The 22,155-nt window shown below is 67.3% G+C and carries 20 protein-coding genes, 1 other RNA gene and 2 pseudogenes; 16 read left to right on the top strand and 7 right to left on the bottom strand.

Features of this window, described 5'->3' with window-relative positions:
- Positions 1–71: 71 nt before the first annotated feature.
- The 5 genes from ftsE to ssrA all read left to right on the top strand — a co-directional run bounded on the left by ftsE (position 72) and on the right by ssrA (position 4,069).
- Entirely contained in the window at positions 72–758 is a 687-nt protein-coding gene (ftsE, locus tag ABLE92_RS08670) for a cell division ATP-binding protein FtsE (protein ID WP_348804346.1), read from the top strand.
- Positions 759–840: 82 nt separating this feature from the next.
- The gene (ftsX, locus tag ABLE92_RS08665; protein WP_348804567.1) at positions 841–1,755 is read left to right on the top strand and encodes a permease-like cell division protein FtsX; all 915 of its coding nucleotides are present in this window, start codon (positions 841–843) and stop codon (positions 1,753–1,755) included.
- Positions 1,756–1,824: 69 nt separating this feature from the next.
- On the top strand, positions 1,825–2,298 hold the full coding sequence (smpB, locus tag ABLE92_RS08660) for an SsrA-binding protein SmpB (RefSeq protein ID WP_348804345.1): 474 nt from the start codon (positions 1,825–1,827) through the stop codon (positions 2,296–2,298).
- A gap of 77 nt (positions 2,299–2,375) precedes the next feature.
- Entirely contained in the window at positions 2,376–3,590 is a 1,215-nt protein-coding gene (locus ABLE92_RS08655) for a glycoside hydrolase family 27 protein (protein ID WP_348804566.1), read from the top strand.
- Positions 3,591–3,694: 104 nt separating this feature from the next.
- Positions 3,695–4,069, top strand: a transfer-messenger RNA (tmRNA) gene (ssrA, locus tag ABLE92_RS08650).
- Positions 4,070–4,113: 44 nt separating this feature from the next.
- On the opposite strand, the gene ABLE92_RS08645 is transcribed toward ssrA, so the two are convergent.
- The 4 genes and pseudogenes from ABLE92_RS08645 to ABLE92_RS08635 all read right to left on the bottom strand — a co-directional run bounded on the left by ABLE92_RS08645 (position 4,114) and on the right by ABLE92_RS08635 (position 6,959).
- Complete coding sequence (locus ABLE92_RS08645; protein ID WP_348804344.1) at positions 4,114–4,359, bottom strand: hypothetical protein; 246 nt, start codon at positions 4,357–4,359, stop codon at positions 4,114–4,116.
- Positions 4,360–4,378: 19 nt separating this feature from the next.
- Positions 4,379–4,609: pseudogene (locus tag ABLE92_RS26135) on the bottom strand (hypothetical protein).
- Between the two features lie 198 nt (positions 4,610–4,807).
- Positions 4,808–5,716, bottom strand: coding sequence for a hydroxymethylglutaryl-CoA lyase (locus ABLE92_RS08640; RefSeq protein ID WP_348804343.1), 909 nt, complete (start codon positions 5,714–5,716; stop codon positions 4,808–4,810).
- Positions 5,716–6,959 (bottom strand): annotated as a pseudogene (locus ABLE92_RS08635) (CaiB/BaiF CoA transferase family protein). Before ABLE92_RS08635 ends, ABLE92_RS08640 begins: the two are co-directional and overlap by 1 nt.
- Before the next feature lie 163 nt (positions 6,960–7,122).
- On the opposite strand from ABLE92_RS08635, the gene ABLE92_RS08630 reads away from it, so the two are divergent.
- From ABLE92_RS08630 to ABLE92_RS08585, 10 genes are all read left to right on the top strand, one after another.
- Entirely contained in the window at positions 7,123–7,947 is an 825-nt protein-coding gene (locus tag ABLE92_RS08630) for an MlaE family ABC transporter permease (protein WP_348804342.1), read from the top strand.
- 8 nt (positions 7,948–7,955) lie between these two features.
- Entirely contained in the window at positions 7,956–8,822 is an 867-nt protein-coding gene (locus tag ABLE92_RS08625) for an MlaE family ABC transporter permease (RefSeq protein ID WP_348804565.1), read from the top strand.
- Positions 8,819–9,859 (top strand): MlaD family protein, encoded by a 1,041-nt coding sequence (locus tag ABLE92_RS08620; RefSeq protein ID WP_348804341.1) that lies wholly within the window; start codon positions 8,819–8,821, stop codon positions 9,857–9,859. The genes ABLE92_RS08625 and ABLE92_RS08620 overlap by 4 nt, the downstream gene beginning before the upstream one ends.
- The gene (locus ABLE92_RS08615) at positions 9,856–10,902 is read left to right on the top strand and encodes an MlaD family protein (protein ID WP_348804340.1); all 1,047 of its coding nucleotides are present in this window, start codon (positions 9,856–9,858) and stop codon (positions 10,900–10,902) included. Before ABLE92_RS08620 ends, ABLE92_RS08615 begins: the two co-directional genes overlap by 4 nt.
- A complete protein-coding gene (locus tag ABLE92_RS08610) occupies positions 10,899–11,936 on the top strand; it encodes an MlaD family protein (RefSeq protein ID WP_348804339.1) in 1,038 nt (345 codons plus the stop codon). The genes ABLE92_RS08615 and ABLE92_RS08610 overlap by 4 nt, the downstream gene beginning before the upstream one ends.
- Positions 11,937–11,938: 2 nt before the next feature.
- A complete protein-coding gene (locus ABLE92_RS08605) occupies positions 11,939–13,051 on the top strand; it encodes an MlaD family protein (protein WP_348804338.1) in 1,113 nt (370 codons plus the stop codon).
- On the top strand, positions 13,048–14,088 hold the full coding sequence (locus tag ABLE92_RS08600) for an MlaD family protein (RefSeq protein ID WP_348804337.1): 1,041 nt from the start codon (positions 13,048–13,050) through the stop codon (positions 14,086–14,088). Before ABLE92_RS08605 ends, ABLE92_RS08600 begins: the two co-directional genes overlap by 4 nt.
- Positions 14,085–15,044: an MlaD family protein gene (locus ABLE92_RS08595; RefSeq protein WP_348804336.1), complete on the top strand. Its 960-nt coding sequence runs from the start codon at positions 14,085–14,087 to the stop codon at positions 15,042–15,044. Before ABLE92_RS08600 ends, ABLE92_RS08595 begins: the two co-directional genes overlap by 4 nt.
- 66 nt (positions 15,045–15,110) lie before the next feature.
- On the top strand, positions 15,111–15,821 hold the full coding sequence (locus ABLE92_RS08590; protein WP_348804335.1) for a hypothetical protein: 711 nt from the start codon (positions 15,111–15,113) through the stop codon (positions 15,819–15,821).
- A gap of 103 nt (positions 15,822–15,924) precedes the next feature.
- Positions 15,925–17,721, top strand: coding sequence for a long-chain-acyl-CoA synthetase (locus tag ABLE92_RS08585; protein ID WP_348804334.1), 1,797 nt, complete (start codon positions 15,925–15,927; stop codon positions 17,719–17,721).
- Here ABLE92_RS08585 and ABLE92_RS08580 read toward each other — a convergent pair.
- Positions 17,664–18,323 (bottom strand): alpha/beta fold hydrolase, encoded by a 660-nt coding sequence (locus tag ABLE92_RS08580; protein ID WP_348804564.1) that lies wholly within the window; start codon positions 18,321–18,323, stop codon positions 17,664–17,666. The genes ABLE92_RS08585 and ABLE92_RS08580 overlap by 58 nt on opposite strands.
- 106 nt (positions 18,324–18,429) lie before the next feature.
- Between ABLE92_RS08580 and pgm the strand changes: the two genes are divergently transcribed.
- Complete coding sequence (gene pgm / locus ABLE92_RS08575; RefSeq protein ID WP_348804333.1) at positions 18,430–20,070, top strand: phosphoglucomutase (alpha-D-glucose-1,6-bisphosphate-dependent); 1,641 nt, start codon at positions 18,430–18,432, stop codon at positions 20,068–20,070.
- A 1-nt stretch (position 20,071) separates the two neighbouring features.
- On the opposite strand, the gene ABLE92_RS08570 is transcribed toward pgm, so the two are convergent.
- On the bottom strand, positions 20,072–20,758 hold the full coding sequence (locus ABLE92_RS08570) for an NUDIX hydrolase (protein ID WP_425476239.1): 687 nt from the start codon (positions 20,756–20,758) through the stop codon (positions 20,072–20,074).
- Complete coding sequence (locus ABLE92_RS08565; RefSeq protein ID WP_348804563.1) at positions 20,755–22,149, bottom strand: adenylosuccinate synthetase; 1,395 nt, start codon at positions 22,147–22,149, stop codon at positions 20,755–20,757. Before ABLE92_RS08565 ends, ABLE92_RS08570 begins: the two co-directional genes overlap by 4 nt.
- Between the last annotated feature and the right edge of the window lie 6 nt (positions 22,150–22,155).

Raw genomic sequence — 22,155 nt, 5'->3', positions numbered from 1 at the left:
CTTACCGGGGCAACGCGCCGGGCGCGGCGCCTGAGCGGGCTTCTCAGGCGTCGTCGTTACACTGGCTCACCGTGATCAAGCTGGACAACGTCACGATGAAGTACAAGGCCTCCAGCCGCCCCGCCCTGTCGGACCTGTCCCTCGAGGTCGACAAGGGCGAGTTCGCCTTCCTCATCGGACCCTCGGGATCGGGCAAGTCGACGTTCTTCCGGCTGCTGCTCAAGGAGGACAAACCCACCTCGGGCGACATCTACGTCGGTGACTTCCACGTCAACACGCTCAAGGGCCGGATGGTCCCCAAGCTGCGGCAGTCGATCGGGTGCGTCTTCCAGGACTTCCGCCTGCTGCAGCAGAAGTCGGTGGCCGACAACGTGGCCTTCGCCCTCGAGGTGATCGGCAAACCGCCGTCGATGATCCGCAAGATCGTGCCGGAGGTCCTCGACTACGTGGGCCTCGAAGGCAAACTCGAGCGGATGCCCTACGAACTGTCCGGCGGTGAGATGCAGCGCGTCGCCATCGCGCGGGCCATCGCCAACCGGCCGTTGGTGCTGCTCGCCGACGAGCCGACCGGCAACCTCGATCCGGAGACGAGTGAAGAGATCGTCGACGTGCTCGACCGCGTCAACCGCCGCGGCACCACCGTCGTGATGGCCACCCACGATCGCCACATCGTCGACGCGATGCGCCGGCGGGTACTCGAATTCGACAACGGGAAACTCGTCCGCAACGACGAACAAGGGGTCTACGGGATCGGCTGAGGACATGCGCGCGCACCGTGTGTGGGTGCGCCGCGAACTCCGGGCCGAAGACACCACGACCACGAAGGACATCCGAGCGACCATGCGAGCGCATTTCATCATCAGCGAGGTCTTGAACGGCTTCCGCCGCAACGTCACCATGACGATCGCCATGATCATTACCACGGCCATCACGCTGGGGATGTTCGGCGGCGGTCTGCTGGTGATCCAGATGGCCGACAAGAGTCAGAAGATCTTCCTCGACCGCGTGGAGATGCAGTTCTTCCTCAACGAGGACGTCTCCAAGGCCGACCCCAATTGCCGGCAGGCGCCGTGTACGACCTTGCGTACCGAGCTGGAGAAGCAGCCGGGCGTGGGCTCGGTGACCTATGTCAGTGCCCAGGAAGGGTATGAGGCCGCCAAGGCGATGTTCGAGGAGACCTCGCCCGAGATCGCCGATCAGATCACCCCGGACACCTTCGCCCAGTCCTCGGTCAAGGTCCGGATGTCGGACCCGGATCGATTCGACGAGGTCTACACCACCTTCGCCGGCCGACAGGACCTCGGTATCGAGGGCGCACTCGACCAACGAGAGCTGGTCAAACGCATCTTCGGGGTGCTCGACGGCGTGCGCAACGCCGCGTTCGCCGTGGCGGCGATCCTGGCGGTGGCGGCGATCCTGCTGATCGTCAACACGGTGCAGGTCGCCGCCTTCACCCGCCGGACCGAGGTGTCCATCATGCGCCTCGTGGGTGCCACGCGGTGGTATACGCAGCTGCCGTTCCTGCTCGAGGCGGTGCTCGCCGCCCTCATCGGCTCCTTGCTGGCCGTCGGCGGATTGTTCCTGGCCAAGATCTTCTTCTTCGACCGTGCCCTGGCCGGGCTCTACGGCGTCAACATCGTGCCACGTGTCACCGCGGGTGACGTCCTGCTGGTGTCACCCTGGCTCATCATCGGCGGAATTGTGTTGGCAGCGGCGACCGGATATGTCACGCTGCGTGTCTATGTCCGGGAGTGAACGAGCCGTCGTGCGCGTTGTACACCCGGAGGATTTCCACAAACAGCACCGAGGAGGTGAGTAGCCGACATGGCAAAGGAAAAGGGACGCAACCTCATCGCGTCCAACCGCAAGGCCCGGCACAACTACACCATTCTCGACACCTACGAAGCCGGCATCGCGCTCCTGGGCACCGAGGTCAAGAGTCTGCGTGAGGGCAAGGCTTCACTGGTGGACGCGTTCGCCACCATCGACGACGGCGAGGTGTGGTTGCGCGGACTGCACATCGCGGAATATGGCAACGGGTCGTGGACCAATCACGCACCCCGGCGTAACCGCAAACTGCTGATGCACCGCCGCGAGATCGACAACCTGATCGGCAAGATCCGCGACGGCAATCTCACCCTGGTGCCGCTGTCGATGTACTTCCACGACGGTCGGGCCAAGGTGGAGATCGCGTTGGCCCGCGGTAAGCAGGCCCACGACAAGCGCCAGGATCTCGCCCGTCGCACCGCTCAGCGTGAGGTGGCCCGCGAGGTCGGCCGGCGCGTGAAGGGTATGTGATCGCTGCGGTGACAGCGCCCGGACCCGGTCGCCGTCGTCGACGGTGGGTGGTCTTGCTGAGCGCTCTGCTCGTCGCGATGCTGTCGGTGGCCGGGTGCGCTCCCGAGCGGTCCGCCGCCGAACAGATCGGCGGCTCCGGGCCGGCGATCGCGGGGTTGCCCACCACCCCGCCGATGGGCTGGAACAGCTGGAACACCTTCGGCTGCGGTATCACCGAGCAGATCGTGCGCGCTCAGGCCGACGCGCTGGTCTCCTCCGGACTCCGTGACGCGGGGTATCGCTACGTCGTCGTCGACGACTGCTGGATGGCCCCGACCCGGGACGACGACGGCCGACTACGTGCCGACCCCACGCGTTTCGCCGCCGGGATCGCCGCGCTCGCCGACTACATCCACGCCCGCGGACTGAAGTTCGGCATCTACGCCGGCGCGCAGGACAAGACGTGCGCGCAGTACACCGGCAGCTACCCCGGCGCGACCGGAAGCGGCGGCCACGAGACGACGGACGCGGCGACGTTCGCGTCGTGGGGAGTGGACTTCCTCAAGTACGACTGGTGCTCCGGCACGTCGTCGCACGACGATCAGGTGGCGTCCTTCATCGCGATGCGCGATGCGATCCGGGCGACCGGCCGGCCCATCGTCTACAGCATCAACCCGAACAGTGGTGTGTCCGAATCGGTGCCCGGGGCCGAATTCGATTGGGGCGGTGTGGCAACGATGACGCGGGCCACCAACGACATCACCCCGGCGTGGTCCACCGACGCGGGTCCGTCGGGCTATCAGGGCATCACCGACATCGTCGACGCCGTTGCCCCGCTCGGCGATCGGGTCTCCGACGGTCGGTTCGTCGACCTCGACATGCTGGTGGTCGGGGTCGGCGACGCACTCACGCCGGCGATGCAACGCACCCAGATGTCGATGTGGGCGATGATGGCCGCGCCGCTGATGGCCGGCAACGATCTCACCACGATGAGCACCCAGACCCGCGACATCCTCGCCAATGACGCGATCATCGGCGTCGATCAGGACCCGCGGGTCCGCGCCGGTGCCATAGTCGGCGACGATCCCGAGATCTGGAGCCGGGCACTCGGCGACAAGGGCCTCGTCGTCTCGCTGACCAACCGGGGCGATCATGCGCGCACGATGTCGGTGTCGCTGACCAGTCTCGGTCTCAACGGGGATGCGTCGGTGGCCGGCGTCGACGCCTGGACCGGTAAGCGCTACCAGGCCTCCGACGGGCAGTTGTCGGTTCCCGTGGGTGTCGCCGACACCGCGATGCTGTCGATCCAGTGACGTGGTCGCGGCGGTGCGGGGACGGCTGGGAGAAATGGGAATGAACCTGTCCGTCCGGGTTGTTACAATGAACTGCTCGCCCCTCACCGGGCGGGTCTCGTCTCGGGGCTGATCGGTTTCGACTACGTTCGCCGAGGCGGGGGAAGCGTGTCGGTGCAGGCCAGAGACCACCGTATAAGCGTCGCGGCAACCAATTAAGCGCCGATAAGAATCAGCGCGATTACGCTCTCGCTGCCTGACAGCGAGCCCGTAATCTGTCGGCCCGGATCATGCTCCCGGATCCGGTGCCGGCATCATCTTCGGGAGCTCACCGCTCGCACCGGTCGCGGGTGCGGATGGGACATTCAACAGCGACTGGGATCGTCATCTCGGCTTGTTCGCGTGACCGGGAGATCCGAGTAGAGACACAGTGAACTGCACACGGAGAAGCCCCGCTGACACGACGGAGGACCCGGGTTCAATTCCCGGCAGCTCCACTCGAGGCCCCTCACCTGCTTCGGCAGGTGAGGGGTTTTTCATGCAGTCAGTCGCGGCCGAACCTTTGAAACGCCGCCTGCCTGCTGACGCCCAGTGCTGCGCCGATCACGGTCCACGAGTCCCCGGCGGCATGCGCTTCTCGTACGGCGGCTCGCAGCTCGGCGTCGGCGGCGCGTTGATTTTCCACGGCGGCGATAATGCGCCGGATGTGGCGGGCATCGCGGGCCGGATGGTCGGCGGGGTTGAGTTCATCGAGACCGGTTGTGTCGGACTTGTGTAGCCTCGTGGCCATTGTCATCACCGTTCGTTCATCATCGTAGGTAGTCGTAGAACTTGGCGCGCAACGCATCTGCGTGGATGATGCGGATTGGTTCGTCGGCGGGAACCGCAACCAGTTCGAGTACCGTCCGGCTGTGTCTGCGCCGATGATCAGGAGGCGGTCTTCGCCGTTGTAGTTGTATTCGACCAGACGCAGTGCGTTGGCCCGTGCAAATGTCGGCGTCAGTCACCCTGTGCTTGCGGGCGTTGTCGCGGATCTGCACTGTGCTTCTTTCGTCGGGGTCCGTCCCCACTCCACTGTCAATAATATCTTTACAGCACTCGGCTGTGCAAACCTAGCCTTGACACCCCAATCATTACTCGGGGTCCGTGACCTATTGGGCAGTGTCAAGGCGATGACAACCTGCCTGCACGGGACTTTGACTACAGCGCGACGAACGGATCCTCGTTCGGCCGGCCGCTCACCGCGCCACCGCGGGCGCCACCAACTTCCGATCGCCGGCCCGCATCAACGCGCTCCCGGTGCCACCGCCGACGGCGCCGATCGCCACCCGCCCGGCGCGGATTGCGGCGTCGAGGTCGATTCCGGTCTCGATCCCGCTGTCACGTAACAGGTACACGAGGTCCTCGGTGGCGATGTTGCCGCTCGCCCCGGGCGCGAACGGGCAACCGCCGAGTCCGCCGACCGATGCGTCGAGACGTGAGATACCGGCCTGCACAGCGGCATACGCGCTCGCCAGGCCGCTGCCGCGGGTGTTGTGGAAATGTGCGCCCAACGGGAGTTCGCCGATCAGCGGAACCACCTGTGCGACAAGATCACTGACGCGTCCCGGGGTAGTGGTGCCGATGGTGTCGGCGATGCTGATGCGGTCCGCGCCGGCGTCGACGGCCCGCGAGATCACTCCGGTGACCCGCTCCGGAGGCGTCGGACCGTCGAACGGACAGTCCCACGCGGTCGCGACGATCACCTCGACGCCGGCACCGGCCGCATGCGCCATCGCAACGATCTCGTCGATGAGGGTGACCGACGCCTCGGTGTCCCGGCCGACATTGGCGCGGCTGTGCGCATCCGATGCCGACACCACGTATTCGAGGTTGGAGAGACCCGCGTCGAGTGCCCGTCGCACCCCGCCCACCGAGGCGACCAGGGCCGAGAAGCTCACGCCCGGAAAGCGATCGAGATGGGTACACAGCTCGGCGGCGTCGGCCAGGGCCGGGACCTTGCTCGGTGAGACGAAGGCGGTGACCTCCACCTCGCGCACGCCGGTGTCGCAGATCGCTTCGAGCAGTTCGAGTTTCGCGGCGGTGGAGATCGGTTCCTCGATCTGCAGGCCGTCGCGCATCGCGACGTCGCGAATGGTCACATCCATCAGATCACTCCCTCGTCGGCCAACTCGGCCACCTGCTCCGCGGAGAGGCCGAGTACCTCACCGTAAACCGCCGCGTTGTCACATCCCGGTTCGGGTGGACCGGCATTGCGGATCCGTCCCGGCGTCTCGCTGAACTGCGGCACCACACCCGGACCGCGCACCACCCGACCGGCCCGTTCGTCGAAATGATCGGCGATCATGCCGCGCGCCTGCAGATGGGGGTCGGCGACCACCTCGGCGATGGTGTTCACCGGGCCGACCACGACGCCCGCCTCCGACAGCACGTCGGTGAGCTTGTCGGCGGAGAACCGCACCGACCATTCACCGATCAACGCATCGAGCTCGTCCTGATTGCGGCCGCGCGCCGCATGATCGGCGAAACGCGGGTCGGTGGCCAACTCGGGTTGCCCCATCGCCGCGCACAGCCGCGCGAACACCGAATCCTGGTTGGCGGCGATGATCACGTGCGTGCCGTCGGCGGTGGGGTAGAGGTTCGACGGGGCGATCCCGTCGAGTCGGGTACCCGACGGTCCGCGCACCACGCCACCCACGTCGTAGTCCGCGATCGCCGATTCCTGCACGGCGACACAGGATTCCAGGAGCGAGGTGTCGACCACCTGACCCTTGCCGGTGACGCTGCGCCGATACAGCGCGGCCAGTGCGCCCTGGGCGGCGAACATTCCGGCCAGGGTGTCGCCGAGCGACAGCGACAATCGCGGCGGCAATTGGCCGGGATAGCCGTTGATGTAGCGCAACCCGCTCGCCGCCTCGGCGACCGAGGCGTATCCGGCACGCGACGCATCGGGTCCGGTCTGTCCGTACCCGGACACCCGGACGACGACGATGCGGGGATTGCGTTCGAGGAGTACGTCGGGTCCGATGCCGAGACGTTCGAGCGTTCCGGGCCGGAAGTTCTCGACGATGATGTCGGCGCGGTCGGCGAGACGGAGAAACATCTCCCGGCCACGATCGGAGCGCAGGTCGAGGGTGATCGCCCGCTTGTTGCGGCCGTGCACGGTCCAGTAGAAGCGGTTCCCGTCGACCTCGGCCTGCCCCAGGTTCGGATCGGGTCGGGTCGATTCGGCGGTTCGATCTTGATCACGTCGGCGCCCATGTCGCCGAGGAGCCGGGCGGCGTGCGGGCCGGCGATGAGGGTGCCGAGTTCGAGCACGGTGACCCCGTCGAGGGGGCCGGTGGGCTCGTCGTCCGGCGGCGCCGTCGGCCGGGATGCGGAAGCGTTCATCCCTCCAGTGTGGCCGGTGAACGGCCTCCGAAGCAATCCGTCACCACGTTCAAATGCCCTCTGACGTGCTAAAACGCCTGAGTGGCGGCGAAAAACTGAAAATGAAGCCAGAATTTGAAATCTCTGCCACACTGGTTCGCGAATCGACAATGGGGTGGCATTGGTGACGGTGAAGCTGTTCGAGCAGATGTCTGCGGGGCGCGTGGCGTCCACCGCGGGCTCGGCGATCGCGACGCTCGGTCGGCTGCTCGAACTGTTCGCCACCGCCGCGAGCCGCGGGTGCGCGGATCTGGTCCGCGGGCGGTTCCCGTTCCGCGAGGCCTATCGGCAGATGGTCTTCTTCACCGGGGTGGCGGCGGTGCCCGCGGCGCTCGTCGCCATCCCGTTCGGCGTGATCATCTCGGTGCAGGTGGGCAGCCTGACCGCCCAGATCGGGGCGTCGTCGATGGCCGGCGCGGCCGGGGCGCTCGGGGTGCTGCGGCAGGGTGCGCCGATCGCGACGGCACTGCTGATGGGTGGCGCGGTCGGCTCCGCGGTCGCCGCCGACCTCGGATCCCGGACCGTGCGCGACGAGATCGACGCCATGCGCACCATGGGTATCGATCCCGCCCGACGGGTGATCGCGCCCCGGCTGGCGGCGGTGGCCGTGATCGCGCCACTGATCTGCGTCGAGATCATCTTCGTCGGCGTCGGCACCGGCTACTTCGTCAACGTCGCCTTCCAGGGTGGTGCCGCCGGCAGCTACCTCGGTTCGTTCGGCGAGTTCGCCGGCCTCGTCGACCTGTGGGCGGCGTTGGCCAAGGCGGAGATCTTCGGACTCGTGGTCGTGTCCATCGCCTGTCAACGAGGACTCGAGGCGCGGGGCGGTCCCCGCGGTGTCGCCGACGCGGTCAACGCGGCGGTGGTGCTGAGTGTGGTGGCCAGCTTCGTACTCAATCTGATTGCCACGCAAATCATCTCGATGTTCCTGCATACCAAGGTCGGGTGAACGACGCGGTGCTCGGTCTTGATGTCTACCTGGCGTCACACCCTCGTGCGCGTCGGGCCGCGGCGCACGCCGGCGCACCGGCGCGGCTGCTCGCGATGCTCGGCCATCAACTGCGATTCACCGCCCTGGTCCTCGGCGCGATACCGCACGCCCTGCGCAGCTACCGCCGCCAAACCCTCGCCGTGCTCGGCGACATGATGTGGGGCAACGGAACGATCATCGTGGGCGGCGGCACCGTGGCGGTGCTGGTGGTGCTCGGCGCGTCGGTCGGCGGATCGATCGGTGTCGAGGCGTTCGGCTCGCTGGACATGTTCGGCATGGGTCCGCTCACCGGATTCCTGTCCGCCTACGCGACCACCCGGGAGATCGCGCCGATCGTCGTAGCCATCGGCTTCGCCGCGCAGGCCGGGTGCCGGATGACCGCCGAGATCGGCTCCATGCGCATCTCCGAGGAGATCGATGCCCTCGAAGCGCAAGCGGTCCAACCGATCCCCTTCGTCGTCAGCACCCGCGCCGTCGCCGGGATCGTCACCATCATCCCGCTGTTCCTGATCACCCTGGTGCTGGCCTATCTGGCGTGCACGCTGGTGGTGACCGGCTTCCACGGCCAGTCGCCGGGCACCTACGAGCACTACTTCAACGCCTTCCTCCGACCCGTCGACGTGGTGTACTCGGTGATCAAGGCGGTGGTGTTCATCGTCGCCGTCGTGATCATCCACTGCTATCAGGGTTTCTACGCCCGCGGCGGTCCGGAGGGTGTGGGTGTCGCGACCGGACGGGCGATCAAGTTCAGCTTCATCGTCATCGTCGTCCTCGACATGGTGCTGACCCTGGTGTTCTGGGGCTCCGACGTCGGATTCAGGTTCTCCGGATGATCGGGCCGCCGGTCGACATGTCCGGACGCGGACCCTCCCAGGGTTCGCTGGTCCGGTGGGGGCTGATCGCGGTGGCGGTGATCCTGGTGATCGCGGTCCCGGTCACCCTGTACGCGCGCGGAGTCTTCGACGACCGCATCGAGGTGACCGTCACCTCCGACCGTGTCGCCGATTCCCTCGCCGCCGGCGCCGACGTCAAGTACCGGGGTCTGCTCATCGGCCGGGTGGACTCCATCGACATCGATACCGCAGGGCGACAAGATATTCGACTCTCCCTCGACGCCCGGCAGGCCGCCGACATCCGCGGTGGACTCTCCGCGCGGTTCGTCCCGTCGAACATCTTCGGTGTGGTCGGCATCGAGTTGATGCCCGACGGTCCCGGCCCGACACTGCACGACGGTGCGAGGATCGCGGCCACCGTATCCGGCTCGCAGGTCTCGGCGGTGGCGGTGCTGCGTGACGTCGGCTCGATCACGAGCACACTCACCGGGGCCGACGTCACCGCGATGATCAACCGGCTCGACGGGGTCGTCGCACAGATCTCGCCGTTGATGCGTTCGGGTTTCGACCTGCTCGTGTTGGCGCACGAACATCAGCAGATGCCGTTCGCGCAGATGCTCGCGATCGCCGACGACACCCTGCGCGGCGCCGACAGCCTCGCCGATCCGTTCGTCAACCTCTTCACCACGCTGGTGGAGAAGACCGAGATGTACGCCGACCCGGCCCAGACCGAGAAGGTGACCGGTGCGCTGACCGGCCTGGTGCAGACGTTCATCACCCTCGGTCAGACCGTCGGGAACAACCCGACCGACCTCGCCACCGTCCTCGACGCCTCCCTGACACTCGGTGCGCCACTGGGCTATACGCTGTCCACAGTGCCGGCCGCCGCCGACGACGCACACGAACTGATCGGTCGTCTCGACCGCATGCTGCTGCGGGTCGACGGCCAGGTGCGGCTGCGCCTCGGGCTCACGCTGCAATCCCTGCCCGCGATCACCGCCGGGCTCGCCGCGTCCGGGACCGGCGGTGGCCGATGAACCGCGTCCGCCCCACCGCCACAGCAGGTTTCGTGGTCTTCGTGGTCGCCGTCCTGGTGGCCGGCTGGGTGATCGTCGAGGCGCTCAACCCGTCGGTCCCCGGTGACCAGAACACCTTCACCGCCCGATTCACCGACGTCTCCGGACTGGCCGTGGGCAACGACGTCCGCGAACTCGGGGTGCGGGTGGGCAAGGTGCAATCCATCCGCCTCGTCGACGATGACCTGAATTCCGGTGCGCAGGCAGAAGTCCGGTTCTCCGTCACCACCACGACCACCCTGCACACCGACACCCGGATCGCGATCCGCTACCTGAACCTCGTCGGGCAGCGCTACCTCGACCTGCAGACGTCCGGAGCCGGTTCCGCGTCGCCCACCGATACCGCGCCGACGGTCGCACCCGGCACCACCATCCCCGCCGATCGCACCATCGGCTCGTTCGACATCACCGAGATGTTCAACGGATTGCGGCCCCTGTTCGGCACCCTGCAGCCCGAACAACTCAACGAGCTGATGACCAATCTGCTTGCGGTGGTGGAGGGTCGAGGTCCCGACGTGGGATCGGTGCTGGCGCAACTGCGTCAGATCGCGGGCGTCGTGTCGGATCGGTCGGCCCTCATCGCCACCATCGTGACGCAGTTGGGACGGGTCGCCGGTGAGATCCGCTACAAGTCACCCCAACTCAACGATCTGATCGCCCGGATGGGTGAGGCGTTCGGTGTGCTCGCCGCGTCCGCGGACAAGACGCAGGTGTCGATGCGTCTGGCGGCGCGCAGCCTGGGGCCCGTCCGGCAGCTGCTGGAGAACCTCGAGCAGTCCTACTACGGCAACTATGCGACCGTCGACCATCTGCTGCGCACCTGGATACCCGGGATGAACACCGCCACCGGCGCCTTGAGCCGCCTGCCCGGACTGATCGACGCCCTCGACGGTTCCGTCCATGCGGCCCAGCACAATTCGCTGACCTGCAGCTCCGGGGAAGCGATCCCGACCCCACTCACCCAGGTCCTGCTCGCCGGGGTACCGGTGGTGATGTGCCGATGATCCGCGGGCGACGGGACGAACACTCCCTGCGGCGCAGGCAGTTCCGCATCGGCATGCTCGGTGTCTTGGTGGCGGTGATTCTCGCGGTCATCTGCGGCGTGGTCTACCTCGATCCGTTCGGCCACGACGACGTGACGGTGGCGCTGACCACCAGCGGAGGACTGACCGCCGGCGACGAGGTCCGCATCGCCGGGGTGCGGGTGGGGGAGGTGTCGGCGGTGACGCTGCACCCCGACCGGGTGGAGGTGACCCTCGAGGTCGATTCCGGGATGGCGCTCGGCGATCAGACCGCGGCCGACGTGCGTCTGCTCACCGCGGTCGGCGGCCACTATGTGGCGCTGCGACCCGCCGGACACAATCGGCTGGGCGACAATGTGATCCCGACCGAACGCACCACCGTGCCCTACACCCTCTCCGACGTCATCGCCGACTCCGGGAAGGTGATCGCGAAGGTCGACGGCGTCACCATCGCCGACACCCTGGAGAAGGTCGACGCCGCCCTCGACGGACAACCCGACGCCATCCGCGACATCATCGCCGAAACCCGGCAACTGACCACGGCGATCGGTGACCGCAGTGACGACCTCGACGCCGCCGTCGCATTGAGCGACGAGTACATCGCCGGCCTCAACTCCGGTCGCGCCGACCTGGTGGAGATGCTGCGGCTCATCGGGTACGTCGGCGCCAAGGCCTACCAGGTCAAGGCCGAAGGCGTGGAGACGGTCCGGTCGATCGGGGCGCTGTTCGCCTTCATCGGCAAACCCGTCGACGCGTTCACCGGCACCATCGAACCCGAGGTGACGCAGGTCCTCGACCTGGTGAACACCCTCAATGCCCAACTTTCCCGCATCGATGACCTGCTGGCGCGGCTGAAGTCGATCGTCGCGGAGATCGCCGACTCGATGGGTGTGGTCGACACCGCCGGCCGGGTGGACCTGTCCTCGGTGGTCGTCAACGCGCCGCAGGTGAGCGTGGCGCCCGGACAATTCGGTGCCGGTGGATTGTGCGTGCCGAGCACGGAACGGCGGTGCTGAGCATGCGTCTGCCGACCACACGGATGGCTCCACGAATCCTGATCGCACTGGTGGCGATCGCACTGGTCGCCACGGCCACCGTGATCCTCGTCCGCCATCGCTCCGACGACCGGTCCGGATGCGCCGAGATGGCCGACGCCGTCGGGCTGTACCCGGGCAACGACGTCACGATGCGCGGGGTGCCCATCGGGTCGGTCACGTCGATCGCTTCCCACGACGGGCACGTGGTGGTGCGGTTCACCGTGGGCGGCGACATCGACTTCCCGGCCGACGTGTCCGCCGTCACCACCTCGGATTCCATCGTCACCGACCGGCATCTGGAGATCCCGGCGGGCCGCACCACCGGACCCGCCTGGGATATGGGCACCTGTATTCCGTTGGCCCGCACCCACACTCCCACCAGCGTCAGCGAGGCCTACGCCGCCTTCGACAAACTCGCCGCGCAGGTGACCGCTGCCGCATCACACTCCGATCAGAGTCGGGAACTGGTGCGCGACACCATGAATCGTGTCAACAACAGCCTGCGCGGGACCGGTGCGGACTTCAACGACGCGGTCGGTGGTCTCGCGGCGGCACTCGGCGATCCGGCGTTGCGCGACAATCAACTACGATCCCTGCTCACCAACGTCGACGAACTGACCGAGTTCTTCGTGCAACGATGGCCGGACCTGCAACTCGGACTCACCAAACTCGGCGACTTCGCGGTGACCTTCGACGCGTGGTTCTCGGTCCTGAACCCGGCGGTGGTGCAGACCACCGAACTGACGCCGTCGCTGCTGCGGCTCATCCGGACATATTCCCCGGGTGTGTTCTCGGTGCTCGACGCCCTGATGCCGTTGCTGGACAAGGTCCCCACCGAGGAGATCGTCGCCGTCCTGCGTCGACTGCCGACGGTGTCGACCGGGCTGCAGCGCATCCTCGCCGGCGGTGCCGCAGCCGGCGGGATCACCGTCACCCCGCCGGCGGTGCGGGTCGGCGCGACCTCGAGTGCGGCGGTGTGCGCTCAGGTGAACGCGGTCATGCCGCAGGCCTGCCGTCCCGTCCCCGGCGCCGGCGGGCACGTCGACCTCGCACTCGTGCAGATGGTGCTGGCCACCGCCGGAGGTACCCGATGATCCGACGATGGGTCGCCGTGACGCTGTCGGCGTTGACGGTTCTGCTGGCCGGATGCGGCGTCTCGCCGACGGATCTGCCGTTGCCCGGCACCCGCGTCGACGGCGACAGCTATTCGCTCGACCTCGAATTCGGGTCGGTACTCAACCTGCCCGCCCGCAGCAAGGTCATCTACAACGGCTCCCGGATCGGGGTGCTGCGCGGTGTGGACGTCGCCGAACGCGACGGCACGCGAGTGGCGGTCGCGACCGTCGACATCAGCTCCGAGGTCTCCCTGCCGGCCGGTACCACCGCCGAACTGACCCAGGCCACACTGCTCGGTGACTTCTTCATCAGCCTCAGCGCGCCGCCGACCGGTTCGGCCGGGACCCTCGCCCCCGGCGCGGTCATCCCGCTGGCCCGCACCACCGTCGCGCCACAGGTCGAGGAACTGCTCGGCGGAATCGCGGCCCTGGCCAACGGTGGCACGGTCGCCACCCTGCAACGGGTGATCAGCAACGCCAACAACGCATTTCCCGATGACACCGCCGACCGCGACGTCGGGATCGAGGTGTTGCGGGCGCTGATCGCGCGCAGCGCGTCGCAGAGCCGGTCGGTCACCGGGATCATCGATTCGGTGGCGTCGGTCGCGGCGACCCTGGACGCCAACCGGACGAGGCTGGGATTCGCCTTCGAATTCGGTCCGCGCCGGGTCAGTGGTGCGGTGTCGGCGTTCCTGGGTCTGTCCAACGTTCTCAATGCCCTGGGCCCCAACGTCGATCCCATCGGCAACCTCATCCTCCCGCGTTACGCCACCCTGCAGGGGCTCATCGGCATCATCGACCCCCTGGTGGCGACTGCCGTGCGTCTCGACGCGCAGGCGCCGGCCGACATGGAGAAACTCGATCGCCTCATCAACGACCGGATGGTCGCCTGGCTGGCCGACCCGGCCATCGACATCGTCGACGTGACCCGCCCCGACGGGCGGCCGTCGGGGCAGTCGGGCGTCGACACCCGAACCGTCGCCGCGGTACTCCGGATGATCGGAGCGATGCGATGAGCGCGCGCCGCACACTCATCAGCCTGGTGATGCTGGTGGTTGTCTCGATCCTGCTGACCGCCTACCTCGTCGTCGGGGTACTGCACCTGCATCCCTTCACCCGGTATCACCACGTCAGCGTCGAGTTGTCCACATCGCGAGGGCTGCAACCGGATTCGGCGGTCCTCTACAACGGGATCGCCGTCGGCAAGGTCACCACCATCAGCGCCGGAGCCGCGGGTCTGCGTGCGGACCTGCAGATCGACCCGCAGGCGCAGATACCGGCGGACGCGCAGATCCGCGTCGCCAACCTGTCCATGGTCGGCGAGCAGTACATCGAGTTCTCCTCCACCCGGGCGACCGGGCCGTACATCGCCGACGGCGCCGAACTGAGCGATCACGTCGATCCGGGAGTGTCGGTGGCCGACATGCTCACCACCATGCGCGGACTCACCGGCCAATTCGATCCGGACACCCTCAACGAACTCGCCCGCACCATCACCGAGGGCTGGCGCGGCCGTGACGCCGACCTCGCCGTGATCGGTGACTTCTCCGCACGCACCGCACGCACCATCGGCACCTATCGCTCGGAGTTCGCCGGGGTCTTCGATCACGCGCAACAACTGCTGGTTCGCCTCAACGGTGACCGGATCGGAGCCGTGATGCGGGCCACCGCACCGAAACTCGCCCACATGAACGTGCCGTTCGCGACACTGTGGAGTCTGCTGCCCGGCCTGGCGCAGGCCACCGAGGGCGCCACCGGGTGGTACGACGTGATCATCCCGTTCACCCAGAAGATCGGTGACTACCTCGCCACGATCCTGCCCGATGCGGCCGCCATCCTCGGCGTACTGCAACCCACCCTGAACGCGGTGGCACCGGCCGGTCGCGTCAACCTCGCCACCCTGGTCGGGCAGGGACTCGCCATCGTCGACGAGAACGGCACCTTGCGACTGACGGTGGCCGGTCCCCGATGACACCCACACAGATGACACCCACACAGATGACACCCACACAGACGACACCCCGAACGAGGTTTGACGATGAGCAGTGACACGGCAACCAGCGACATGGCAGTGAGCGACACGGCGATGACCGATGTCGACACCGACACCGACACCGCCGACACCGAGACCACTGACACCGACGCCGGCACCGACACCGACGCCACCGCGACCGACACCGCCGATGGCCCGATCACCGCGCGCGACGCCGCACCGGATCGACGCCGGCCCGACCATCGCCGCGGGCGTCTGCTGACCGCACTGCTCGCGGCCGTCGTGATCGCACTGGCCGTCACGACCGGTGTGCTGGCGTGGCAGAAACATCAGGCCGCCGACGAACTGTCCACGCTGCGGGCCCAACAGGCCGACGCCGCGCACGCCCGTCAGATCGCCTCGGACTATGCGGTGGCCGCCGCGAAGATCGATTACCGCAACTTCGACCCCTGGTTCGCGGCATTGAACACGAATGTGGCCGATCCGCTGATCCAGCAGTTCACCACCAGTGAACCCGCCCTGCGTGACCTGCTCGGACAGTTGCAGTGGGTGTCCTCCGGCACGTTGGTGGGCAGTGACATCGCCTCGCAGAACGACGGGAAGTACGAGGTGCAGGTCTTCGTCAACGTCACCACCAGCAACGTCCAATCACCGGAGGGGGTCAAGACGACGGCGCTGTATCCGATCACGGTGGATCGCAACGGTTGGCGGATCACCGACATCGCCGGCGGTGTGGCACCGCTTCCGGGGAACTGATGCCGTCGTCGGTGATTCACTGAGATCTGGCTGTGTTCGACGTCATACCGACCCGCTAGTGTTGCCCACGCGTCATCGTTGTCCAATGAGTTCAGGAGGGACCATGTCCGCACATACGACATCCGATTCCGGGTTGTTGCCCGACATCTCACTGTGGGACATCCTTCGCGGAATCGCGTCGCTCCGCTGCGACCTCGGGAGCATCGTGCGGACGCTGCCCGCCCTGATTCCGCAACCACCGACCCGGCGCATGTCGATCGGGAAGCGGTTCGTGCAGGCCGTCGAGAAGTACCCGGACAACGACTTTCTGCGGTTCGAGGGCCGGTCGATGACCTACCGGGAGGCCAATGCCCAGGCCAACCGGATCGCCGATTACCTGACACGCCAGGGTATTTCGAAGGGCGACGTCGTCGCCGTGCTGTCCCGCAATCACCCCGACGTGGTGATCACGATGCTGGCGATCGTGAAGGTCGGTGCCATCGCGGGCATGCTCAACTTCCATCAGCGCGGGGCGGTGCTCGAACACAGCCTCGGGCTGATCGATGCGTCGCTGGTGATCTACGAGGAGGACCTCGCCGAGGCCTTCGACTCGGTTCCCGAGCATGTGCTCCCGCCGCAGCGTGTCTCCTTCGACCAACTGCACCGCGAGGTCGTGACGTGCTCGCCGGTCAACCCGGTCGTCACCGACTCGATCACCTTGGGCGACACCGCCTTCTACATCTTCACCTCGGGAACCACCGGATATCCCAAGGCCTCCAAGATGAGTCACTTCCGGTGGCTCACCGCGATGGCGGGCATCGGGGGTGTGGGGATCCGGCTGCGCAGCGACGACGTCATGTACACCGCGCTACCCTTCTACCACAACAACGCACTGACCATCTCGGTGTCGTCGGTGCTGGCGTCGGGGGCGTGCCTGGCCGTCGGCCGAACTTTCTCCGCGTCGCGGTTCATCGACGAGATCATCGAGAACGACGCCTCGGCGTTCTGCTACATCGGCGAACTGTGCCGGTATCTGCTCGCGCAACCGGCCAAATCCACCGACCGCGCCCATCGGCTCCGGCTGGCCGTCGGCAACGGGCTGCGACCCGACATCTGGGACGAGTTCACCGAGCGTTTCGGCATCGATCGCATCGTCGAACTGTATGCCGCCAGCGAGGCCAACATCGGATTCGTCAACATCCTCGGCATCCCGAAGACGGCGGGATGGACGGTTCTGAAGTACGCCATCGTCGAGTACGACGAGGAGTCCGGTGAACCGCGACGCGACGCCGCCGGCCGCGTCATCAAGGTCGGCAGACGTGGCACCGGACTGCTGCTCGCCGAGATCAATCGCCGGGTGCCCTTCGACGGCTACACCGACGCGAAGGCGTCGGCGAAGAAGATCGTCACCGACGCCTTCAAGACCGGTGACCGCTGGTACAACAGCGGCGATGTGGTTCGCGACCAAGGATTTTCGCATATCGGGTTCGTCGACCGGATCGGCGACACCTTCCGGTGGAAGGGGGAGAACGTCGCCACCACCGAGGTGGAGGCGGTCCTCGACGCCCACCCCGCCGTCGCGGAGGCGGTGGTGTTCGGCGTGCCGGTTCCCGGTGCCGACGGGAAGGCCGGGATGGCCGCGATCAGCCTCGTCGAGGGCGCGACCTTCGACGCGGCCGATCTGGCCCGCCACGTCGCCGACGGTCTACCGGGCTACGCCGTGCCGCTCTTCGTCCGGATCACCGATCACCTCGAACACACCTCGACCTTCAAGAACATGCGCTCGGACCTACGGCGGGAATCGTTCTCCGGCGCCGGTGACGACGCGGTGTACGTGTTCTCCGGCGGTGAGTATGTGGAGTTCTACGAGGAGTTCGTCGACTCGCTGGGTTCGGCGCGCCCGACCGCCACGTCGTCGTGACCACCGCGCGCCAACTGATCGCGTACGAAATCCAGTGCCGCACCCTGCCATAGCCGGAGGTGGTCGAGCATCGGATGTCCTCCGCCGGGCACCGGGAGGTAGGCGGCATCGTTCCCGGCGGCGCGCAGTTCTTCGACACCCTGAGCGGTTCGCTTGGCGGACGTCACCGTATCGGCCTCACCGTGGATCGCGACCACCCGGGCGGTGCCGTGGATGACGCGCCAGTCGGCGAACTGCCACCACGGCGCCAGGCCGAGTACACCGGTCACCCGTTCGTCGGCGGCGAGTCGTGCGGCGATCCGGCCGCCCATCGAATGGCCGATCACCGCGACCGGGGTGTCGGGATGGTCGCGGGTGATCGTCTCGAGGGCGGCCCGTGCGTAGGGCATCGGTGAGGCCTGTCCGCCGTTCCAGCCGTAGACGCGGTAGCGCACCTGACGGACCTCGACGCGGCGACCGAACCGCAACCGGATCGACCAGGTGAACGGATACATCCGCAGCGCCGAGCCCTGCCAGGGCGAGAAGCGTCGATAGCTGGCGTCGGTGCCGCCCGGCAACACCAGGACCAACAACTCCGGCGTGGCCGCCGGGCGCAGAGGTATCAGCGTCACGCGGGTTTCCTTTCACAGCCGAGGGGATCGGGGTTCACAGTAACCGTTCGGCCCGGCAGGCCTTCCGGACCGGCGGATCGATGGCACAATTTGGCATATGGCACATCCTCGCGCCGGCACGCCGGCACTGCCCGAAGACCTCATCGACGTGGCCGCAGTGGAAAAGGCCTACTACGACAACATTCCCGATCCCGAGAACCCGCTGCAACAGGTGGTGTTCGGCACCTCGGGTCACCGCGGTTCGAGCCTCGACACCGCCTTCAACGAAGCGCACATCCTCGCCACCACGCAGGCGATCGTCGAATACCGCACCGGCGCGGGGATCACCGGCCCGCTGTTCATCGGTTACGACACGCACGCGTTGTCGATCCCGGCGTGGCGTTCGGCGCTCGAGGTACTGGCCGCCAACAAGGTGACCACCCTGACCGCGGAGGGGGATGGGTACACCCCGACGCCGGCCGTCAGTCGCGCGATCCTGAAGTTCAACGCGGACAATCCCGGTGTGGAATCCGACGGCATCGTGGTGACCCCGTCGCACAATCCGCCCCGCGACGGTGGCTTCAAATACAACCCGCCGTCGGGGGGACCCGCCGACACCAACATCACCTCGTGGGTGGCCAACCGGGCCAACGAGTTGCTGCGGGCGAAACTCGTCGGCGTCCAGCGCATCCCGTTCGAAACCGCGCGGGCCAGTGAATACGTGTCGGAGTATCCGTTCATGATGCATTACTGCGATGCGCTGGCCGGGGTCATCGACATGGAGGCCATCCGCTCGGCCGGCATCCGGATCGGCGCCGACCCGCTCGGTGGGGCATCGGTGGGGTATTGGGCCGCAATCGGATTGCGCTACAACCTGCCGGAACTCACGGTCGTCAACCCGACGGTGGACAAGACCTTTTCGTTCATGACCCTCGACACCGACGGCAAGATCCGGATGGACTGCTCGTCACCCAACGCGATGGCATCGCTGGTCGCCGCGCGCGATCACTACGACATCGCCACCGGCAACGACACCGACGCCGACCGCCACGGCATCGTCACCCCGGACGCCGGCCTGATGAATCCCAATCACTACCTCGCCGTCGCCATCGACTACCTGTTCACCCACCGTCCCGGATGGTCGGAGAACGCGGGTGTCGGCAAGACACTCGTGTCGTCCTCGCTGATCGACCGCGTCGTCGCCGGTATCGGCCGCCGACTCGTCGAGGTCCCCGTCGGTTTCAAGTGGTTCGTCGGCGGACTGCTCGACGGGTCGATCGCCTTCGGTGGGGAGGAAAGTGCGGGAGCATCCTTCCTGACGTTCGACGGCGGACCGTGGACCACCGACAAGGACGGCATCATCCTGGCCCTGCTGGCCTCGGAAATCCTTGCGGTGACCGGCAAGACACCGTCGCAGCGGTACCGGGAACTCGCCGACGAGTACGGGGAATCGGCGTACGCGCGGGTGGACGCACCGGCTTCGCGGGAGCAGAAGGCGGTCCTGTCGAAGTTGTCGTCGGATCAGATCACCGCGACCGAACTCGCCGGCGAGAAGATCACCGCGATCATGACCCACGCACCCGGCAACGATGCGGCGATCGGCGGGGTCAAGGTGACCACCGACAACGCCTGGTTCGCCGCCCGCCCGTCGGGCACCGAGGACGTCTACAAGATCTACGCCGAATCCTTCAAGGGCGCAGACCATCTCAAGGAGGTCCAGGTGCAGGCGCAGGAGGTCGTGGACGCCGCGCTCGGCTAGGTCAGGCTAGGTCGGATCGCCCCGGAGGAAGGAGACCTGCATCGTCGGCCGCCCACCGCCACAACTTGGGCGGGCGTCCGCCGGAGGTCGGTGCCACGCCGGCCTCGGTGAGCACATCGATCCGGGCGAGATCGCGATTGAGGTTCGCGCGGTGCACCTCGGCGTCGGTGAGTTGCCGGGTGATGGCGACGGCGTCGGTGGCGGTGAACTCGGCGCCGGTCAACCCGCGGGTGAAATCGAGGTCCCTCCACAGCCGCTCGGCGAGCAAGCGACGGGCGGTCGTGACGATCGTCGAGTGATCGAAGACCAGTGCCGGAGCGTGATCCAACGGCTCCCACAACGTGTGGGGCGTGTGGATTCTCTCGTCGTTCCAGAAGGTCGCCCACATCGCGATCGACAACGACGGCCCACGTGGGTCCCGGCTCGGCTCGTCGAAGGTCTGCAACTGACCGAGTGCGCTCGGCGGCACGTCGATGCCGAGTTTCGCCACCGCCCGCAGTGCCGCCTCGCGCAGTCGTTCACCGCTGCGCACCACCACCCCCGGAAGCGCCCGCTCACCCCGATACGGCTCGGTCTCGCGGGCATGGGTGGCCACCAGCACCCGGCGTGCGGAGACGTCGTAGGTCAGCGCCACCACGTCGACGCTGACGACGCTCAGGATGGCCGGGTCGATAGCGGCCGAGGTCATGCCGAGATCGGTGCGCTCCTCGGTGTTGTGTTCCTCGGCGCTGTCCACGTGATGCTCCTGTCGGTCCGTCGGGGCCCGTCCGCGGTGATCACGACCGGAGCGCCGGTTGCCTCGGAGATCAACCTAGTCACCTCGTCCGCCGACGTGGGCAGTGGTCGCAGATCCGGGCGTGCCGCCCCGGCGATGCGGGTCAGCTCCGCCAACCGGTCGAGATCCCCGGCCGGTGTCGGGTGCAACGGGGTGCGTGCGCCATCCCAACTGTCGGCCACCGCCAGGCCGGGTGTGCCGAGCACGTCGAGGTGCGACACGGCGACGCCGTCGAGTCCACCGCAGATCGCCGCCGCGTACCGCAGGGCGGGCAGGTCGAGGTGGCCGGTGCGCCACGCGCCCTGATATCGCCCCTCCCGATTGTGGGTGTCGGGCAACTTCGGACGGGCGGCCTCCGTCGGCATCGGGCCGGCGCCGTGACGTGTCGCGTAGCACCGGGTCGCTCCGAGCACCGTCGGGCGGTGCCCGGCGGCGGTGAGTTCTCGTCGCAGCGCACCGGGCAGTACCGTCGCCCACGTGGTGTGCGGATGGAAACCGTGCCACTCGTCGAGCAGGGCACCCTGACTGCCCTCGAAGATCACGGTGCCCGAGGCCAGCGTCGCCGCCAGATGTGCGTCGGCGTCGTCGAGAATGGTGATCGCCGAGGCGACGTCGCCCAGTGCGTCGGCGATCGTCCCGACCGATTCGATCTCGTCGGCACCGGCCGCGGTCAACAAGGGTCGGGCGAAAGTGCTCAACGCATCCAGTGCCCGAATGGTGGCCCGTCGATCACGCAGCATTCCCATCGTCAGGGGCGCGACGTCGGGAGCGTCGGCGTACACCCGGAAATTCCCGATCGTCTCGCCGGTGCGGGCGCCGCGTGCCACGGCCAGGTCATAGGCCCGGGTTTCCCCGATGCCCTCCCCGCACGAACCGTGACGGGCGTTGCCGCGCAACGATTCCCGGGCCCGATTCATGGCCGCGTGGATCGGCGTGGTGATCAGGGCGCGGGTGTCGGCGCCGATCAGGCCGAACGGATCGACGACGCCGAGGCGCGCCAACTCGTCGGCCTCGACCGCCAGGAGCAGCGGGTTAATCATCATCGGTGCGCGCAGGATGGTGCGCACGTCCAGCAGGGTGGCCGAACCGAACTGCCGGAAGGTGTGGTGCCGGGCACCGTGGCAGACGTTGTGGGCTGCCTGCGCGCCCCCGGAGAACCGGACGACCGCGGCCGTGTCGGGAATCGTCGACGCCAGGACGTCGACGGTCGCGCCCTTGGCCTCGTCGCCGTACCCCAGGCCGACGACCACGATCGGTGACCCGTGGGGACGGGTGGCGGGCGTCCGGTTCTCTGTGTGAAAGATGGTGTG

The organism is Gordonia oleivorans (genome assembly GCF_040044975.1).
In the GTDB taxonomy this organism is placed as follows: Bacteria; Actinomycetota; Actinomycetes; order Mycobacteriales; family Mycobacteriaceae; genus Gordonia; species Gordonia oleivorans.
The sequence above is the reverse complement of the archived record's forward strand: the minus strand, read 5'-3'. Positions and strand labels throughout refer to the sequence as shown.

Excerpts from the sequence above, each read along its gene's own strand:
- ftsX (WP_348804567.1), top strand. The coding sequence starts at position 841 with ATGCGAGCGCATTTCATCATCAGCGAGGTCTTGAACGGCTTCCGCCGC.
- smpB (WP_348804345.1), top strand. The coding sequence starts at position 1,825 with ATGGCAAAGGAAAAGGGACGCAACCTCATCGCGTCCAACCGCAAGGCC.
- ABLE92_RS08655 (WP_348804566.1), top strand. The coding sequence starts at position 2,376 with ATGCTGTCGGTGGCCGGGTGCGCTCCCGAGCGGTCCGCCGCCGAACAG.
- ABLE92_RS08645 (WP_348804344.1), bottom strand. The coding sequence starts at position 4,359 with ATGGCCACGAGGCTACACAAGTCCGACACAACCGGTCTCGATGAACTC.
- ABLE92_RS08640 (WP_348804343.1), bottom strand. The coding sequence starts at position 5,716 with ATGGATGTGACCATTCGCGACGTCGCGATGCGCGACGGCCTGCAGATC.
- ABLE92_RS08620 (WP_348804341.1), top strand. The coding sequence starts at position 8,819 with ATGATCGGGCCGCCGGTCGACATGTCCGGACGCGGACCCTCCCAGGGT.
- ABLE92_RS08615 (WP_348804340.1), top strand. The coding sequence starts at position 9,856 with ATGAACCGCGTCCGCCCCACCGCCACAGCAGGTTTCGTGGTCTTCGTG.
- ABLE92_RS08610 (WP_348804339.1), top strand. The coding sequence starts at position 10,899 with ATGATCCGCGGGCGACGGGACGAACACTCCCTGCGGCGCAGGCAGTTC.
- ABLE92_RS08605 (WP_348804338.1), top strand. The coding sequence starts at position 11,939 with ATGCGTCTGCCGACCACACGGATGGCTCCACGAATCCTGATCGCACTG.
- ABLE92_RS08600 (WP_348804337.1), top strand. The coding sequence starts at position 13,048 with ATGATCCGACGATGGGTCGCCGTGACGCTGTCGGCGTTGACGGTTCTG.
- ABLE92_RS08595 (WP_348804336.1), top strand. The coding sequence starts at position 14,085 with ATGAGCGCGCGCCGCACACTCATCAGCCTGGTGATGCTGGTGGTTGTC.
- ABLE92_RS08590 (WP_348804335.1), top strand. The coding sequence starts at position 15,111 with ATGAGCAGTGACACGGCAACCAGCGACATGGCAGTGAGCGACACGGCG.
- ABLE92_RS08585 (WP_348804334.1), top strand. The coding sequence starts at position 15,925 with ATGTCCGCACATACGACATCCGATTCCGGGTTGTTGCCCGACATCTCA.
- pgm (WP_348804333.1), top strand. The coding sequence starts at position 18,430 with ATGGCACATCCTCGCGCCGGCACGCCGGCACTGCCCGAAGACCTCATC.
- ABLE92_RS08570 (WP_425476239.1), bottom strand. The coding sequence starts at position 20,758 with ATGACCTCGGCCGCTATCGACCCGGCCATCCTGAGCGTCGTCAGCGTC.